Consider the following 15,299-nt stretch of genomic DNA (forward strand, 5'->3'; position numbering starts at 1 on the left):
GAAGTGTCTACCCATCCACCGGCGTCGAGGCGTCGACCGTCGCCGAGGCGGCCGGGCGCGTCTCCGCGCCGCAACTCGGACAGACGGCGTATCCGAGGCGGTCGTAGGGAACCTCCGGCGACGGGCGTTCCAGCCCACACTCCTCGCACGTGAAGTACGAGACCCATTCGAAGGACATACTGACACTCAGGATTGTCAACGTATTAATTAATCACCGCTTACCCCCCGAGACGGAGGGTATCGGTGCGGTTATTCGACACCCCGCCAACGAGGAGACGATGACAGTCGAGAACCCGCGTCGGGCGCTCGGGGTGGTCTTTTTCATCGTCTTCGTCGACCTCCTCGGCTTCGGTATCCTCATCCCGGTGATTCCCCTGTACGCGCTCTCGTTCGGTGCGACGGAGTTCGTCGGGAGTCTGCTCATCGCCTCCTACTCGGCGATGCAGTTCCTCGCCGCGCCGTTTTTGGGCCGCCTGTCGGACTCCCGCGGTCGGCGACCCGTGCTCCTCTTGTCGCTCACGGGGAGCGTCCTCGCGTGGCTCCTGTTCGGCGTCGCCGGGTCGCTCGCGGTGCTGTTCGCCGCGCGGATGCTCGCGGGCGCGATGGGCGGCAACATCGCCACCGCACAGGCGTACATCGCCGACATCACCGCGGCGGACGAGCGTGCAAAGGGGCTCGGTCTCCTCGGGGCCGCGTTCGGCCTCGGCTTCGTGTTCGGCCCCGCGCTCGGCGGCTTCTTCGCCAGCGAGCCGGTCATCGCCGCCGCCCGGGACCTCCTGCCCGCGTTCGTCCCCGTCTCCGAGTTCTCGCTGCCGAGCTTCGCCGCCGCGGCCATCACCGGAACGAACCTCGTCGTCGCGTTCTTCGTCCTGCCCGAGTCGCGGCCGCCCGAAGCGCGCGGGACGCCGGCCGGGGACCGCGAGTCCCGCGTCCAACAGCTCCTTTCCGCGCTCCGGTCGCCCGGACTGGGCACGCTCGTCGCCTCCTTCTTCCTCGTCTCCTTCGCCTTCTCGGCGCTCGAAAGCCAGTTCATCTTCCTCACCAACGACCAGTACGGCTACGGCGCGACCGAGAACGCGATTATCCTCACCTACGTCGGCGTCGTCCTCGCGGTCGTTCAGGGCGGCCTCGTCGGCCCGCTCACCGACCGCTTCGGCGAGTACCGACTCGCGGTCGCCGGCGCGGCGATTCAGGTGCTCACGCTCGCGGCCGTTCCCTTTTCACCCCAACTGGGCGCGTTCGTCCCCGACCTCGGAAGGATACTCCCGGTCGGTCCCGTCCTCCCGGCGGGCGTGCTCGCGCTCCTCGTCGTGATGACGCCGCTGTCGTTCGGCAACGCCCTCACGAACGTCTCCTTGAACACGCTCGTCTCCCGCTCGGCGACGGACGACGAGCAGGGTGGCGCGTTCGGCCTCACCCAGAGCGCGGGGAGCCTCGCCCGGACGTTCGGGCCGGCGCTGGCGGGCGGACTCTACACGGCCGTCGCGTTCTGGGCACCGTTCGTCGTCGGTGGCGCGCTGATGGTTCCGATTCTCGTGCTTCTCGGGCGGCTGGACCGCGAGGCGGTCACGTCGGCGACGGCGTGAAAACGGAGGCGGAACGGCGAAGCGAGTCGCCGGTCCTTACGCGGGGGTCGGGCCTTCCGGGGCCGACGAGTCGTCGTCGGACCGGAACTGCGAGACGAGGTCGAGCGAGTCGTCGGCGCTGCCCAGCAGGAACAGCGAATAGTACCGGAAGTAGGTCACGACGGGCATCTGGACGACCGCGCCGACCGCGATGGCCGCGAGGACGAACAGGAGCCCGAGCGCGCCGAAGACGACCAGCCCGACCGTCGAGGTCAACGCGACGTTCGCGGCGTTGAGCGCGAGGAACGCCCCGCCGCCGACGATGGCGAAGGGGATGGCGACGACGAGCAGGGCGAGGAGGGCCGCGATGCCGATACCGATGCTCGCGAGGATGCCGAGGATGAACCGGACGATGACGTACAGCCCGAACTCGGAGAACTCGGCGCGGAACACCGGCACGACCCGGCCCCACGACGACAGGAGGGCGCGGTCTTCGGCTATCATCGTCGGGACGACGAAGTCGGTCGTCAACTGCATGACGACCGCGAGCACGAACACCAACAGGAGCCCGAGCAGTACGAGCGGGATAGCGAAGAGGGCCACCGCGGGCGTGAACGCGACGGAGCCGAGGAACACCGCCGCGACCGGGATTCCGATGACCGCGAGCACGGCGACGAGGAGGCCGACTTGGAACCCGAACAGCCTGACGCCGAGCCAGAAGCGCTCGCGGAACGGCTTTCGGATGCGCACGTCTTTCGTGACGACGGCGTCCACGAGGACGAACTGCATCACGGAGCCGACGAACGACCAGACGATGCTGAGGGCGATAGCGACCGCCGCAATCGCGATGACGGCGGCGACGACGTTTTCGGGCGTCACGAAGCCGGGTAGCGAGTCGACCGGGATGTCGGTCGACCCGCCTCCGGTCGGGGTGGTCGTTCCGGTGTTGCTTCCGGCACCGCCGCTCCCGCCGAGGCCGCCGACGAAGAGGGCGATGAGTGCGAGGCGCGCCCATCGACCCGCGTCGAACGGGAGGAGGAGCGACGCCGTGGCGTCACGGGCGTCGTCGAGGGCGTCGATTGCTTTCCAACTCATGAGTGACAATGCGACGCCTCGCGAGATAAAGGTGTTCGAGAGCTAAGGTATCAGTTCGCTCGGTGAACCTCCTCGGGGGTGCGGAGGCCGTTACTCGGTGACGGCGGCCAGCGGGTCGAGGTAGCCGGCCCCGTAGTACGCCTTGTCGGACCCCTCGGGGACGGTCGCGGTGCGGCCGAGTTTCGACGCGACCCGATTCGCGTTCAGACCCGGTTCGACCGACCGCACGAGCGCGACGGCGGCGGCGACCTGCGGCGCGGCCATCGAGGTGCCGGCCTTCCAGCCGTAGCCGTTCGCCGAGCCGACGTAGTTCCCGTCGTCGTCGTAGGCGGGCGTCGAGACGGTGTTGTAGACGAGGTCGTAGAACCACGTTTCGGGGTTGGTCTCCTGCGCGGAGAGGAGGGCGTCGCCGCCCGGCGCGGCCACGCCGACGGCGTTGGTCCCGTAGTTCGTGTAGAACGCCGGTGTCTTCGGTCCTTCTTCGGCGTCGCCCGCGTCGAAGGCGGTCCCCTTGGGTCCGGTCGCGCTGACGCTGAGCGCCTGTGCCCCCTCGTTGGGGAGGCTGATGATGCCGCCGTCGTGCTGGAGGTCGGCGCTGTCGTTGCCGGCGGCGACGACGACGACAGTCCCCGAGCGGTTGGCGTGGGTCAGCGTCTTGTTCAGCACTTTACCGTAGAACTTCCCTTCGCCCTGTCGCGGGACCGGGTAGGAACCGAGGCTGAGGTTCGCGGCGTCGCAGCCGATTTCGGCGCTGTAGACGAGGGCCGCGAGGATGTCGGCGAACGAGGCCAGCGTGTTCGGCGAGAACACGCGGCAGTCGACGACTTCGGCCCCCGGCGCGGAGCCGACGACGCCCGTCTCGTTTCGGTCGTTCGCGGCGACGATGCCCGCGACGTGGGTGCCGTGGTCGCCGCCCGCGGGGACGCCCGCGCCGAAGCCGTCGCCGGTGAAGTTCCGCGAGAGCGATGCGTTGACCGCGTGTTCGAGGTCCGGGTGGTCGGCGGCGACGCCGGTGTCGATGACGGCGACGCGCGCGCCCTCCCCGCGGGTCACGTCGTGGACCGCCGGAATCCGCTGGCTCTGTTTGTCCCACTGCGCGGCGTAGCCGGGGTCGTCGACCGCATCGGCCGGACCCGCGTCTTCGACCGCCGGCGCGTCGAGCGTTATCTCCACGTCGGGCGCGTAGGTCGCGTTCAGGGCGGAGACGGCCGACTCGCTCCCCTCGACGACCACCACGCCGGCCGGCGAGAGGTCGTAGACGACCTCCAGGTCGGCGCTCGTCGCCGCCGACGCGTCGCCGCCCCCGAGGTCGACGATGAACCGGTCGGTCCGCTCGGCCGCGACGACGGTCGACCCGGCGGCGATCCCACCGAGGAGGGAACCACTCAGCTTCAGGAACGTCCGCCTGTGTTGCTGACGCATACCAGACACCGCGGCCGTCGAAAACATAGTTGTTACGGCACATTTTTGAGTTTAAAATAATTCCTCGAAAAACCACAACGTCGTACCGGAGCCGACACGCTCACGAGAGTCCGGTTCGAACGCTCGACCCACATGGTAGGTGTCGACACCGCGCTTCGGCTCGGCGGCGGCCTCGTGTTGTTGCTCGCGAACGCCTTCTTCGTCGTCTCGGAGTTCGCGATGACGCGCGTGCCGCAGTTCGACGAGTCCGCCTTCGTGGGGTCTCGCGGCCTCGAACTCGCGTGGGAGATGACAGAGCGGCTGGAGGTGTACCTCTCGGGCTGTCAGGTCGGGATTACCATCGCTAGCGTCGGCCTCGGCGTCGTCGCCGAACCGGCCGTCGCGGCCACCTTCGCCGCGGTCCTCGGCGGCGGTGGGGCGGCGGGTTCCCACACGTCGCTGTCGGTCGGACTGGCGCTCGTCGTCATCAACCTCTCGCACGTCGTCCTCGGCGAGCAGGTGCCGACGTACCTCGGCGTCGAGCGCTCTCGCACGGTGGCGAAGTACACCGCGCCCGTCCTGTACGGCTGGACGAAGCTCATGTACCCGGTCATCGTCGTCGCCGACTGGCTGGCAAAGCGCCTGCTGTCGCTCGTCGGCGTCGAGATAACCCGGTCGTGGCAGGAAGCCGAAATCGACGAGGAGGAAGACGGCGACGGTGACGCCGCCGGCGAGGGCACCCGGCTCACCCGCGGCGAGGTCCGAAGCCAGATGGGCGACATCCTCGCGCAGGGCTCGCTCCCCGAGGACCGCCGCGAGGAGGTCCTGAACGCGCTTCGCATCGGCGAGTTACCCGTCCGCGACGTGATGGTTCCCGCGGACCGCGTCGTCGCGCTCTCGGTCGACGCGAGCACCGACGAGAGCCTCGAACGAATTCGGGCGAACCCCCAGCACTCGCGGTTCCCGCTCGTCGGCGACTCGCTCGACGACGTTCGGGGCGTCGTCTACGCGCCGACGGTCCTCTCGAACATCGACCGCCTCCAGTCGGGCGACCGCCGCCTCGAAGACATCGCCGCGCCCCCGCTTTCGGTTCCCTCGGACCTCTCGGTCAGCGACCTCATCGACCGCTTCCAGGCGGAGAATCAGGAACTCGCCATGGTCCGCGACCCCGAAGGCGGCTCCGTGGTCGGCCTCGTGACCGCCTCCGACGCCTTCGAGTCCATCACCGGCCAGCTCTACGACCCGCTCGACCTCGGGGCGTAGGCCGCCTGCGGGACGCCCTCGTACCGGCCCCACCCGATGGTTCGCGCCTCGACGCGCTCCCGCGGACCGCCCACGCTTTTCATCCGCCGCCCGTATCCACTCGCATGACGCCCTTCGAACGACGGACCCGCGCGTGTCAGGAACGATTGGCCGACGCGGACGCCGACGCCGCCGTACTGTTCCCCAGCCGAAACCTGCTGTACCTCTCGGGCTTCGACGAGGAACCCGCGGAGCGGCACCTGCTTCTTTTCGTCCCCCGCGAGGGCGAACCGGCGTTTCTCGTCCCCGACCTCTACGAGACGCAGGTCCGCGCCGAGTCGTGGGTCGGAGACGTGCGCACGTGGAGCGACGACGACGACCCGCGTGACGCCCTCGACGACGTGGTCTCGAATTTCGACCTCGCCGGCGGGCGCGTCCTCGTCGACGACACGATGTGGGCCCGTTTCTCGCAGGACCTCCGGGCGGCGCTCCCCGACGCCGACTTCGGCCTCGCCAGCGAGGTCGTCGCCCCGCTCCGCGCGCGGAAGGACGACGCCGAACTCGACGCGCTCCGCCGCGCCGGCGCGGCCGTCGACCGCGCGGTCGAACGCGTCCGCGACATGGGTGCGGACGCCGTCGGTATGACCGAAAACGAACTCGCGGCGGAAATCGAGCGCCTCCTCGCCGACGAGGGCGGCGAGGGGATTCCCTTCGGCCCGCTCGTCGGCTCTGGCCCCAACGGCGCGATGCCCCACCACAGCCACGGCGACCGCGTCATCGAGTCGGGCGACCCGGTCGTCCTCGACTTCGGCACCGTCGTCGACCACTACCCGAGCGACCAGACGCGCACCGTCGTCTTCGCCGGCGAGCCACCCGCGGAGTTCGCCGAGGTCCACGGCGTCGTGCAGGCCGCACGGACCGCCGCCGTCGAGACCGTCGAACCGGGCGTCGCCGCCGGCGACGTCGACCGCGCCGCCCGCGAGGTCATCGAGGAGGCGGGCTACGGCGACCGCTTCATCCACCGGACCGGCCACGGCGTCGGCCTCGACGTGCACGAAGAACCCTACATCGTCGCCGGGAGCGACCGCGAACTCGAGGTCGGGAACGTCTTCAGCGTCGAACCGGGCGTCTACCTCCCCGACGAGTTCGGCGTCCGAATCGAAGACCTCGTCGTCGTCACCGACGACGGCGCGGAACTCCTGAACGACACCGACCGCGGCTGGCGCTGTTAGGCGCAAAGCTGTTAACTTCCTGACTGACGTGGCGGGCGTATGGTCTCTCGACAGACGCTCGTCGTCACCGCCTTCGTCCTCGCAGCCCTCCCGGCCGCCTACCTCGTGGAGGCGGCCAGCGGGCAGTTCACGCTCTCGTTTCTCGCGCTCCTCGCCGTCGGCGTCGGCGCACCGTCGCTCGTCAACGACTACCTCGATAGGCACGAGAGCGACGGAAACGGGGTCTGAGTCCGAATTCGGAAAAAGTAGTCGACGATAGCGACGCGTCGGTCGTTACTCGTCGTCGTCGGCCGCGCCGTCACCGGACGGTTCGATGTTTCCGATGATGGCGTCGATGTCGGCGTGTTCGTACAGCAGGTCGCGCATCCGGTTGACCGTGCGCTCGTCGCGGGTGCGACCCGTGCTGACGATGTCCTCGGCGCGGTCGGTCACCGAGAGCGTGTCGCCGTTGACGAGAAGCACCGGGACGCCCTTCTCTTCGGCCTTACCGATGACGGCACCGACGGGTCGGTGGCCGCCGGTGAGGATGATGCACTTGACGCCGGGGGCTTCGAGCGCGGCGCGCTGGATGTTCGCGCGGTCGCCGCCGGTGATGACCGCGGCGTTCTTCGTGCGGCGGAAGTAGCGAAGCGCCGCGTCGCCGCCCATCGCGCCGACGAGGAAGCGCTCGACGAAGGCGTCCGTCGGCGCGTCGGTCGCGAAGTCCGCGCCGAGTTCGTTCGCGAGTTCCTCGACGGTGACGCCCGCGAGATCTTTTTCGGTCGGAACGACGCCGAGGACGGGGACGCCGCGGGCTTCGAGGAACGGCGCGACCTCCGTTTCGAGTTCGTCGTAGGAGGCGTCGCTCACGCGGTTGAAGACGACGCCCGCGAGGCGGTCGGGGCCGATGTCTTCGACCGCCGCGACCACGTCGTCGAGGTCGCTCGGGTGCTGGTAGTCGGCGACGAGGATGACCTCGGCGTCGAGGAGGTTCGCCACGTCGCCGTCGGTGAGGTCCACGATGCCGCCGGTGCGGTAGGAGCCGCCGCCCTCGATGAGCATCAGGTCCTTGCCGGCCGAGATGTCCTCGAAGTGGTGGGAGATGACCTCCGAAAGCTCCTCGGCGTTCTCCTTGCCGCGGACGGCACCCTGGATGAACGTCGGGGAGTAGACGACGGGTTCGAGCTGGTGCATCTCCGCGTCGATGTCGAGCAGTTCGCGGGCGAGCATCGGGTCCTCGTCGAGGGTTTTTCCGGTGCTGGACTGCAGGCGGGTGCCCTTGGGCTTCATGTAGCCCACGTCCAGTCCGCGCTCCTTGGCGAGGACGCCGAGTGCGAGCGTGATTGCGGTCTTCCCGGTGCTTTCTCCGGTCGAGGTGACGAGTACCGTGTTCATTGTTGAATGGTAGGGTGGTGAAGTGTTTAAAGTTCGTCCGGGTCCACGGTGAGTCGAACGTCGACGGCCTTCACGCCGTCCGGCAGCGCGACGAGCGGGTTGATGTCGAGTTCGAGGATGGCCGGGAAGTCGGTGACCAGTTGGGAGAGCCGCTGGATGGTCTCCGTGATGCCGCCGATGTCGACCGGGTCGTTACCGCGGGCACCGCGGAGCATCGGCGCGGCGTCGATTTCCTTCGTCATGTCCTCGGCTTCCGCCTCGGAGACGGGCGCGACGCGGAACGTCGTGTCTTCGAGGATTTCCACGAAGATGCCGCCGAGGCCGAACATCATGAGCGGGCCGAACTGCGGGTCGCGGTTCATGCCGACGATGGTCTCGACGCCGTCGTCGAGGTTCACCATCTCCTGGACCTGCACGCCGAGGATGTTGGCGTCGGGCTGGTAGTTCTTCGCGCGGGTGATGAGGTCCTCGTAGGCGTCGTAGACGTCCTCGTTTTCGACGCCGACCTTGACGCCGCCGATGTCGGACTTGTGGAGGATGTCCGGGCTGACGATTTTCATCACGACGTCGCCGTCGATGTTTTCGGCGACTTCCAGCGCGTCGGCGGGGTCGTCGACGATGTCACCCGTCGGCGTCTCGATGCCGTAGGCGTCGAGCAGTTCCATCGCCTCGACCCCGAGGCGGGTCTCGTCGCGTTCCTTGACGGTTTCGAGGATGTCGCGGGCGCGCTCGCGGTCCACGTCGAACTCGGTGGGCGCGTCGTACTCGCGCTGGCGGATGTCGGCGTACTCCGAGAGGGCTTCGAGGCCGTCGACGGCGCGCGAGGGGTCGAAGTAGTTCGGGATGCCGGCGTCTTTCATCACGTCGGACGCGGTTTCGACGCGCTCGCCGCCCATGAAGCAGGCCGCGATGGGCTTGTCGTACTCCTGTTGGAGTTCGACGGTGTCGGCGGCCAGTTGGTTGTAGTCGAGGACGGCCGTCGGACAGGTCAGGACGAGCGCCATGCCGACGTTGTCGTCGGCGAGCGCCACGTCGAGGGCCTCCTTGAACCGGTCGTTGTCGGCGTCGCCGACGATGTCGACCGGGTTGTAGATGTTCCCCTCGGCGGGCAGCGACTCGGAGAACGCTTCGAGCGTCTCGTCGGTGAAGTCGGCCATCTGCAGCTCCGACTCGCCGATGGCGTCGGTCGTCATGACGCCGGGGCCGCCGGCGTTCGTGATGACGGCGACGTCCTTGTTCTCGGGGAGCGGCTGGTCGCCCAGCACGCGGGCGGTGTCGAACAGGTGCTGGACGGAGTCCGCGCGGATGACGCCCGCCTGTTCGAGGCCGGCCTCGTAGGCCGCGTCGGAGCCGGCGATGGTGCCGGTGTGCGAGGAGGCGGCCTGCGCGCCAGCGTCGGTCTTCCCGGACTTGACGAGGACGATGGGCGTGTCCTTCGTCACGTCGCGGGCGGAGTCGATGAACTCGCGGCCCGCCGAGATGCCTTCGAGGTAGCCGATGATGACCTCGGTGTCGGGGTCGTCGTTCCACGCCTCGATGAAGTCGGCCTCGTCGAGGACGGCCTTGTTGCCCAAGGAGACGATGTCCTTGAAGCCGATGTCCTCGTCGTTGGCCCAGTCGATGACGGCCGTGATGAACGCGCCCGACTGGCTCATGAACGACATGTTGCCGTCGAGGGCCATGTCGGGGCCGAACGTCGCGTTCATGCCCACGTCCGTGTTCATGATTCCCAGACTGTTCGGGCCGACGACGTTGAGGTCGTACTCCTCGGCGATGTCGCGGAGTTCCTGCTCGCGGGCGGCGCCCTCGCTGCCCGTCTCGCCGAAGCCGGCGGTGATGACCACCACGTTCTCGATGCCCGCTTCCCCGGCGGACTTCATCGCGGGGAGGACGACCTTCGGAGGAACGACGATGACCGCGAGGTCGGCGTTCGTCTCACCGACGTCGCCGTAGCACTGCAGGCCGAACAGTTCGTCGTACTTGGGGTTGACCGGAACGACCTCACCGTCGAACTCGTCGATGAGGTTGTCCATGATTGCCCGCCCGATTGCTCCTTCGCGCTCGGTCGCACCGACCACCGCGATTCGGTTCGGCGCGAACAATTCGGATAGCTCTCCCATTGGTTGTTGATTCCCGTCATTGACTGATAAACTCGGTGGTGTGGGGCGTCTCACGGCCTTTGGTGGCACGATACAGTAGCGCAATTAATCGGTATGGTTCGTGATTTATACCACAGAATTGGGCCGGTTACGCTCGTCAGCAGGGGGGTCGACCCCGCCGGCCCGCGGCGGCCAAATACATAACTTCTCCCCCCAAGAACAACGGGCTATGTCGCCATCACCCGACGACATCCCCCTCCATCGTTCCACCGGCGCGAAAGTCGCCGTCGTAGTCTTCCTCGTGTTGACGCTCGCCTACGCGCTCCTCATCGCCCAGCAGATTCTCGCGTGGGTGTTCCTCGTCGTCACCGTCGTCGTCCTCTGGTACGCCGCTCGACTCGTCGTCGCCATGGAAGAAATCGCGACACAGCTCGGCCGCCTCGCCGACGAGCGCACTGGGTCCCGCGACCGCGGCGACGAATCAAGCTGAGATTAAACCACGACGGACGCACCCGCACCCGAGACTGTCTCGCCGGTGAGCGAGTCGAACGAGGAACGGACGTTTCGACCCGTAGCCCGCCGCTCCGTCCGGTTTCACCGAGTATCGGCGAAATCGGAGGGTTCCGATTACGAGATGATTTTATTCACGGTTCTTATATTCTTAACTAACTGTCGGGCGCGCGATGTTCCACCCGGAACAATGTACCCGTTACAAGTCACGTTGACAGAGTCCATCGCAGAGTTGACTAACGCCGTGCTCGCGTTCGTCCCGCGGCTCGTGGGCGCGCTGTTAATACTCATCGTCGGCTGGTTCATCGGCAGCATCGCCGCCCGACTCATCACGCGGGTCGCCGACCGCGTCGAGGTCGACAAGGCGGTGTTGGCAACGCCCGTCGGGAAGATTCTCGGCGGGACCGAAAAGGCCGTCTCGGGCGCGTTCGGGACGCTCGGTAAGTGGTTCGTCTACGCCATCGCCGTGCTCGCGGCCGCCGACGTGCTCGCGGTCGACCTGTTCTCCGAATGGGTCTCGACCGCGGCGTCGTACGCGCCGTCGTTCGTGGCCGGCCTGCTCGTCGTCGTCCTCGGGTTCGTCGTCGCCGACTTCATCGGTGACGCCATCACGCGGACCCGCGCAGCGACCGAGACGCCGTACACGAGCGTCTTCGCGGTCGGCACCCGGATGTTCCTCTACTTCACCGCCGTCGTCATCGGCCTGAGCACGATGGGCATCGACGTCGCCATCCTGTTCACCATCGCGCAGGCGTTCGCCTGGGGCATCGCCGCGGCCCTCGCCATCGGCGTCGGCGGCGCGGTCGCCTTCGGCGCGCGCGACTACGTCTCGGCCAACGTCGAGCGCTGGATGGGTTCGGCCCGCTCCGTCGCGGCCACCCCCGTCTCGCCCATGGGCGGCGACAGCGACTCGCCGGAGGGCGCGTCGCCGGCCGACGACTGAACACGCTCCACCCGGTGCGTCCGGTGCGCTCGGTACGAGTGTACCGCGGAACCGACGTCTTTTCTTCACCGTCTATCGCCGGCGAGCAATCGCTCACGCCGACGTACATATCAGAATATCGATTATAAATATGACGGGGATTTTTGGCCCGTCTAAATCAGTAGAGCGCAGCTATCCGCAATTCAGAGTTTAGGCCAACCAAAAGTATATGGAATATGATAATACTTATCGGTACCGAATGATTACGTTCGGTATGGACCAGTTTTCTGCGCTCGCGTTCGTCTTTCTCGCCGGGCTCGTCACGGCCATCGCGACCGGACTCGGCGCGATTCCGTTCTTCTTCGTCTCCGACGTGAGCGACCGCTGGAACGTGGCGCTGTGGGGTATCGCCTCGGGCATCATGGTGTCGGCGTCACTGTTCGGACTCGTCTTCGAGGGGCTCGCCAACGGGACGCCGCTCCAACTCGGTATCGGGATGCTCGCGGGCGTCGCACTCGTCCTCGTCGCCCATCGCGTCATCGAGGGTGCGGAGGTCAACCCGAAGCAGTACGAGGAGGCCGATTTCCGCAAACTGCTGTTGATTCTCGGCATCCTCACCGTCCACAGCTTCCCGGAGGGCGTCGCCGTCGGCGTCTCTTTCGCCGACCTCGGCCTCGACGGCGGCTTCCAGCTGTTCGGGTTCGTCGTCCCGCTGCTCGCGGTGTTCATGACTCTCGCCATCTCGATTCACAACGTCCCCGAGGGGCTCGCCATCTCCATCCCGCTGCGGTCGATGAACGTCTCGAACTGGAAGCTCGTCTGGTGGGCTATCTTCTCCAGTCTGCCCCAGCCCATCGGCGCGGTCATCGCCTTCTACTTCGTCCGCATCGCGCGGGAGTTCCTCCCGTTCGGCTTCGGCTTCGCCGCGGGCGCGATGGTCTTTCTCGTCCTCACGGAGTTCATCCCCGAGGCGCTCGAACTCGGCGAGCGCCTCCCGCGCGGCGGTCGGGTCGAACTGCTCGCCGGACTCGCCGCCGGCTTCGCCGTCATGGTGCCGCTGGCGTTCATCTGAGCGCCGCGGACCCGCCACGGCGGCTCAGACGCGCGGCTCTCGCCTTCGACTCGGAACGGCAGCGAAAACAGCAACCGCGAACTCGACTTAGTGCGAGTGGCCGAGCGCGTCGGAGAGCGGGACGCCGAAGCGGTCCTCGAACAGCTCTTCCATCTTCTCGTTGATTTCGGCGATGTCGGCCGGTGCACCGCCCTCGCTGTGGTGAGCGACGACGTGCGCCTGCTGTGCGAACGCCTGCACGACGACGTCGGCGACGACGTCGGTCGGGTCTTCGCCCTGCTCCGAGAAGATATCGACGAGGCCCGCGGGGAGTTCGAGTGCTTCGGTGTCTCCGTCCGGTCCTTCGATGGTGTACGTCTCAGTTTCGACCATGCCCCCACGTGGGGTCGGCCGCGGGTTAAGGCTTGAGTTTGCAGGCGCGTCGGACGCCCTCGGGAGCGCCCCCGAGCGCCGCAGGCGGGCGGTGCGCCTCCTCAGTCGGTCCGCGGAATCGCTGCCGTGCCCGCCGCGAAGAACGCGACCGCGAGCACCGCGAGCACCGCGAGGTTGGTGAGCCAGTCGCCGCCGCCGTAGGTGAGCGCCCGGACGCCGCGGGCGAAGTACGTGAGCGGCGAGAGGTTCAGCGCCGGGACGAACCACGGCGGAAGCAGGTCGGGCGTCACGAACGTCTCCGAGAGGAAGAGCAGGGGCAGCGCGATGGCGTTGCTCGCGGCGATGACGCCGTCCTGCGAGTCGGCGACGCTCCCGATGACGGCCCCGAGGCCGCAGAAGAGCGTCACGCCGAGCGCGACGAAGGGGACGATGGCGAGCGTCGCGGGAGCCAGCGGAATCGACGCGCCCGTCACGAGCGCCGACAGCGCGAGGAGCAACAGCGCCGCGAGGCCGATGACGACGACGTTGACGAGCGAGTGCGCGAGGAGCCACTCGGCCCGAGACAGCGGCGTCGTCGCCAGCTTCTCGAAGCGGCTTCCCTCGCGGTGGCGCGCGATGGTGCTGCCGACGCGCGACAGCGGGGTGAACAGCACGACGACCGCGAGGTAGCCGGCGATGTAGTACTCCTTCGGCTCGGCGAACAGGCCGCCGCCGGTCGGCTGGGTCTGCACGAGCGCCCCGAAGATGACGACGATGATGGCGGGGAAGAAGAACGTGAAAAACACCGCCGTCCGCCGCCGGAGGAACGCGTGCCACGAGGCGACGAACTCAGCGCGGACGCGGGCGGCGAGGCTCATCTGTCACCTCCGGCCGCGGCGGCCGCGGCGGGCCGGGCCGCCTCGAACTGCTCGCCGGTCAACGAGAGGTAGACCTCTTCGAGGCCGGGCTGTTTCCAGACGAGCGACTCGTAGACGACGCCCGCGTCGTCGAAGGCGGCGACCACGTCGCCGATGTCGCGCGGGCCGACGCCGTGGACGGTGATGCCGTCTCCCGACACCGTCGCGTCGAGCGCGGCCGGGAGCGACACCGACCCGAGGGCCGCGTCGGCGTCGCCGTCGGTCCGGACCACGAGGCGGCTCTCGCCGCCGTACTCGGCGACGAGGTCGTCCGGCTCGCCGACCGTGACGAGTCCGCCCGCGTTGAGCAGGCCCACGCGGTCGGCGAGGCGCTCTATCTCCTCCATCGAGTGGCTGGTGAGAAACACCGTCGTCCCGCCGGCGGCGAGGTCCTCGACGAGCCCCCACAGCGACCGGCGACCCGCGGGGTCGATGCCGGTCGTCGGCTCGTCCAAGAACAGCACGTCGGGGTCGTTGACGAGCGTCAGGGCGATGCAGGCGCGGCGCTGTTGGCCGCCCGAGAGGTTCTCGTACCACGTGTCGGCGGCGTCGGCGAGGCCGACCTCGTCGAGCACCGCGTCGGGGTCGCGGGCGTCGTCGTAGAGCCCCGCGTAGTAGGCCACGAGTTCGCGGGCGGAGAGCCGACCCGCGGGCCGAAACTCCTGCGGGAGGACGCCGAGGCGCTGGCGGTCGACCTCGGTCGGGTCGCGTCCGAGGATGGCCGCCGACCCCGAGTCCACCGCGGTCGTGCCCGTGAGGGCGCGAACCAGCGTCGTCTTCCCCGCGCCGTTCGGACCGATGAGGCCGAAGACCTCTCCCTCGGCGACCGACAGGGAGACGCCCGAGAGCGCCTCCACGTCGCCGTAGGACTTCCTGAGGTCGTCGGCGGCGAGTACCGCGTCCATGTCGTACCCGTCGTCACTATCGGGTGGTAAGGGATTCGGAATCGCCGCTCGATTCGAGTCGCGGGGCGGTGGGCGAACGGGGGAGGGCTCGCCAGCCCGGTCGTAGCAAGCCTTACTCCGGTCGCGCCGCTCTACGTTGACATGAACGGTTCCCGACGCGATTTCCTCGCCGCGACCGGCGCGACCCTCCTCGGCGGCCTCGCGGGCTGTGCGAGCGCCCCGACCGACGACGGAGCCGGGGGAACGACCGACAGCGACGCGACGCCAGACGAGACTGACGGGGCGACCGCGACCGCGAACGGCGGGTCCGACGGCTCACTCGCGGGTCTCGAAGTCGCCTACGAGACGCTGGCGACCGGGTTCGCCTCGCCGGTCGACGTGGCCATCCCCGAGGCGTTCGGCGGGTCGCGGCGGTTCGTCGTCGACCAGCCCGGTCGAATCTGGCTGCACGACGACTCGGGACTACAGAGCGAGCCGTACCTCGACATCACCGACCGCATCGTCGACCTCAACGGCTACGACGAACGCGGCTTCCTCGGCGTCGCCTTCCACCCCGAGTTCGCCGACAACGGGCGGCTCTACCTCCGGTACCTGTCTCTTATACACATCTCTGA

The 15,299-nt window shown here is 68.1% G+C and carries 15 protein-coding genes and 1 pseudogene; 8 read left to right on the forward strand and 8 right to left on the reverse strand.

All coding sequences use genetic code 11. From position 1 onward, the window contains the following. Positions 1–7 precede the first annotated feature (7 nt). Complete coding sequence (locus C457_RS20565; RefSeq protein WP_008092516.1) at positions 8–178, reverse strand: hypothetical protein; 171 nt, start codon at positions 176–178, stop codon at positions 8–10. Positions 179–278: 100 nt separating this feature from the next. Here C457_RS20565 and C457_RS05090 point away from each other — a divergent pair, with 100 nt between their 5' ends. After that, on the forward strand, positions 279–1,586 hold the full coding sequence (locus C457_RS05090; protein ID WP_008092520.1) for an MFS transporter: 1,308 nt from the start codon (positions 279–281) through the stop codon (positions 1,584–1,586). Positions 1,587–1,622: 36 nt separating this feature from the next. Here the strand turns inward: C457_RS05090 and C457_RS05095 are convergent, their stop codons facing one another. Further along, positions 1,623–2,660, reverse strand: coding sequence for a DUF7544 domain-containing protein (locus C457_RS05095; protein WP_008092522.1), 1,038 nt, complete (start codon positions 2,658–2,660; stop codon positions 1,623–1,625). A gap of 90 nt (positions 2,661–2,750) precedes the next feature. Beyond that, positions 2,751–4,082 (reverse strand): S8 family peptidase, encoded by a 1,332-nt coding sequence (locus C457_RS05100; RefSeq protein ID WP_008092524.1) that lies wholly within the window; start codon positions 4,080–4,082, stop codon positions 2,751–2,753. A 132-nt stretch (positions 4,083–4,214) separates the two neighbouring features. Here C457_RS05100 and C457_RS05105 point away from each other — a divergent pair, with 132 nt between their 5' ends. The 3 genes from C457_RS05105 (at position 4,215) to C457_RS05115 (ending at position 6,763) form a co-directional block, all read left to right on the forward strand. Then, positions 4,215–5,324: a CNNM domain-containing protein gene (locus C457_RS05105; RefSeq protein WP_008092526.1), complete on the forward strand. Its 1,110-nt coding sequence runs from the start codon at positions 4,215–4,217 to the stop codon at positions 5,322–5,324. Between the two features lie 104 nt (positions 5,325–5,428). Beyond that, the gene (locus C457_RS05110; RefSeq protein WP_008092528.1) at positions 5,429–6,535 is read left to right on the forward strand and encodes a M24 family metallopeptidase; all 1,107 of its coding nucleotides are present in this window, start codon (positions 5,429–5,431) and stop codon (positions 6,533–6,535) included. Between the two features lie 39 nt (positions 6,536–6,574). Continuing rightward, a complete protein-coding gene (locus C457_RS05115; RefSeq protein WP_008092530.1) occupies positions 6,575–6,763 on the forward strand; it encodes a hypothetical protein in 189 nt (62 codons plus the stop codon). A gap of 45 nt (positions 6,764–6,808) precedes the next feature. Here the strand turns inward: C457_RS05115 and C457_RS05120 are convergent, their stop codons facing one another. Next, positions 6,809–7,909, reverse strand: a complete 1,101-nt coding sequence (locus C457_RS05120) for a phosphotransacetylase family protein (RefSeq protein ID WP_008092532.1) — start codon at positions 7,907–7,909, stop codon at positions 6,809–6,811. 26 nt (positions 7,910–7,935) lie between these two features. Next, positions 7,936–10,029, reverse strand: a complete 2,094-nt coding sequence (locus tag C457_RS05125) for an acetate--CoA ligase family protein (protein ID WP_008092534.1) — start codon at positions 10,027–10,029, stop codon at positions 7,936–7,938. A 208-nt stretch (positions 10,030–10,237) separates the two neighbouring features. On the opposite strand from C457_RS05125, the gene C457_RS05130 reads away from it, so the two are divergent. The 3 genes from C457_RS05130 (at position 10,238) to C457_RS05140 (ending at position 12,512) form a co-directional block, all read left to right on the forward strand. Then, positions 10,238–10,498 carry a hypothetical protein gene (locus tag C457_RS05130; RefSeq protein WP_008092536.1) on the forward strand — a complete coding sequence of 87 codons (261 nt, stop codon included), beginning with the start codon at positions 10,238–10,240 and terminating at the stop codon, positions 10,496–10,498. Positions 10,499–10,708: 210 nt separating this feature from the next. Beyond that, positions 10,709–11,461 carry a mechanosensitive ion channel family protein gene (locus C457_RS05135; protein ID WP_008092539.1) on the forward strand — a complete coding sequence of 251 codons (753 nt, stop codon included), beginning with the start codon at positions 10,709–10,711 and terminating at the stop codon, positions 11,459–11,461. Between the two features lie 253 nt (positions 11,462–11,714). Further along, entirely contained in the window at positions 11,715–12,512 is a 798-nt protein-coding gene (locus C457_RS05140) for a ZIP family metal transporter (protein ID WP_008092541.1), read from the forward strand. Between the two features lie 87 nt (positions 12,513–12,599). Here the strand turns inward: C457_RS05140 and C457_RS05145 are convergent, their stop codons facing one another. From C457_RS05145 to C457_RS05155, 3 genes are all read right to left on the reverse strand, one after another. Further along, a complete protein-coding gene (locus C457_RS05145; protein ID WP_008092543.1) occupies positions 12,600–12,884 on the reverse strand; it encodes a DUF7545 family protein in 285 nt (94 codons plus the stop codon). A 101-nt stretch (positions 12,885–12,985) separates the two neighbouring features. Then, positions 12,986–13,741 carry an ABC transporter permease gene (locus C457_RS05150; protein ID WP_008092545.1) on the reverse strand — a complete coding sequence of 252 codons (756 nt, stop codon included), beginning with the start codon at positions 13,739–13,741 and terminating at the stop codon, positions 12,986–12,988. Next, positions 13,738–14,685: an ABC transporter ATP-binding protein gene (locus tag C457_RS05155; RefSeq protein ID WP_008092547.1), complete on the reverse strand. Its 948-nt coding sequence runs from the start codon at positions 14,683–14,685 to the stop codon at positions 13,738–13,740. The genes C457_RS05150 and C457_RS05155 overlap by 4 nt, the downstream gene beginning before the upstream one ends. Before the next feature lie 141 nt (positions 14,686–14,826). On the opposite strand from C457_RS05155, the pseudogene C457_RS05160 reads away from it, so the two are divergent. After that, a pseudogene (locus C457_RS05160) lies at positions 14,827–15,299 on the forward strand (PQQ-dependent sugar dehydrogenase); the annotation flags it as partial.

It is taken from the genome of Haloferax prahovense DSM 18310 (assembly GCF_000336815.1).
In the GTDB taxonomy this organism is placed as follows: Archaea; Halobacteriota; Halobacteria; order Halobacteriales; family Haloferacaceae; genus Haloferax; species Haloferax prahovense.

Excerpts from the sequence above, each read along its gene's own strand:
- C457_RS05140 (WP_008092541.1), top strand. The coding sequence starts at position 11,715 with ATGGACCAGTTTTCTGCGCTCGCGTTCGTCTTTCTCGCCGGGCTCGTC.
- C457_RS05115 (WP_008092530.1), top strand. The coding sequence starts at position 6,575 with ATGGTCTCTCGACAGACGCTCGTCGTCACCGCCTTCGTCCTCGCAGCC.
- C457_RS05100 (WP_008092524.1), bottom strand. The coding sequence starts at position 4,082 with ATGCGTCAGCAACACAGGCGGACGTTCCTGAAGCTGAGTGGTTCCCTC.
- C457_RS05120 (WP_008092532.1), bottom strand. The coding sequence starts at position 7,909 with ATGAACACGGTACTCGTCACCTCGACCGGAGAAAGCACCGGGAAGACC.
- C457_RS05150 (WP_008092545.1), bottom strand. The coding sequence starts at position 13,741 with ATGAGCCTCGCCGCCCGCGTCCGCGCTGAGTTCGTCGCCTCGTGGCAC.
- C457_RS05130 (WP_008092536.1), top strand. The coding sequence starts at position 10,238 with ATGTCGCCATCACCCGACGACATCCCCCTCCATCGTTCCACCGGCGCG.
- C457_RS05110 (WP_008092528.1), top strand. The coding sequence starts at position 5,429 with ATGACGCCCTTCGAACGACGGACCCGCGCGTGTCAGGAACGATTGGCC.
- C457_RS05125 (WP_008092534.1), bottom strand. The coding sequence starts at position 10,029 with ATGGGAGAGCTATCCGAATTGTTCGCGCCGAACCGAATCGCGGTGGTC.
- C457_RS05105 (WP_008092526.1), top strand. The coding sequence starts at position 4,215 with ATGGTAGGTGTCGACACCGCGCTTCGGCTCGGCGGCGGCCTCGTGTTG.
- C457_RS20565 (WP_008092516.1), bottom strand. The coding sequence starts at position 178 with ATGTCCTTCGAATGGGTCTCGTACTTCACGTGCGAGGAGTGTGGGCTG.
- C457_RS05155 (WP_008092547.1), bottom strand. The coding sequence starts at position 14,685 with ATGGACGCGGTACTCGCCGCCGACGACCTCAGGAAGTCCTACGGCGAC.
- C457_RS05095 (WP_008092522.1), bottom strand. The coding sequence starts at position 2,660 with ATGAGTTGGAAAGCAATCGACGCCCTCGACGACGCCCGTGACGCCACG.
- C457_RS05090 (WP_008092520.1), top strand. The coding sequence starts at position 279 with ATGACAGTCGAGAACCCGCGTCGGGCGCTCGGGGTGGTCTTTTTCATC.
- C457_RS05135 (WP_008092539.1), top strand. The coding sequence starts at position 10,709 with ATGTACCCGTTACAAGTCACGTTGACAGAGTCCATCGCAGAGTTGACT.
- C457_RS05145 (WP_008092543.1), bottom strand. The coding sequence starts at position 12,884 with ATGGTCGAAACTGAGACGTACACCATCGAAGGACCGGACGGAGACACC.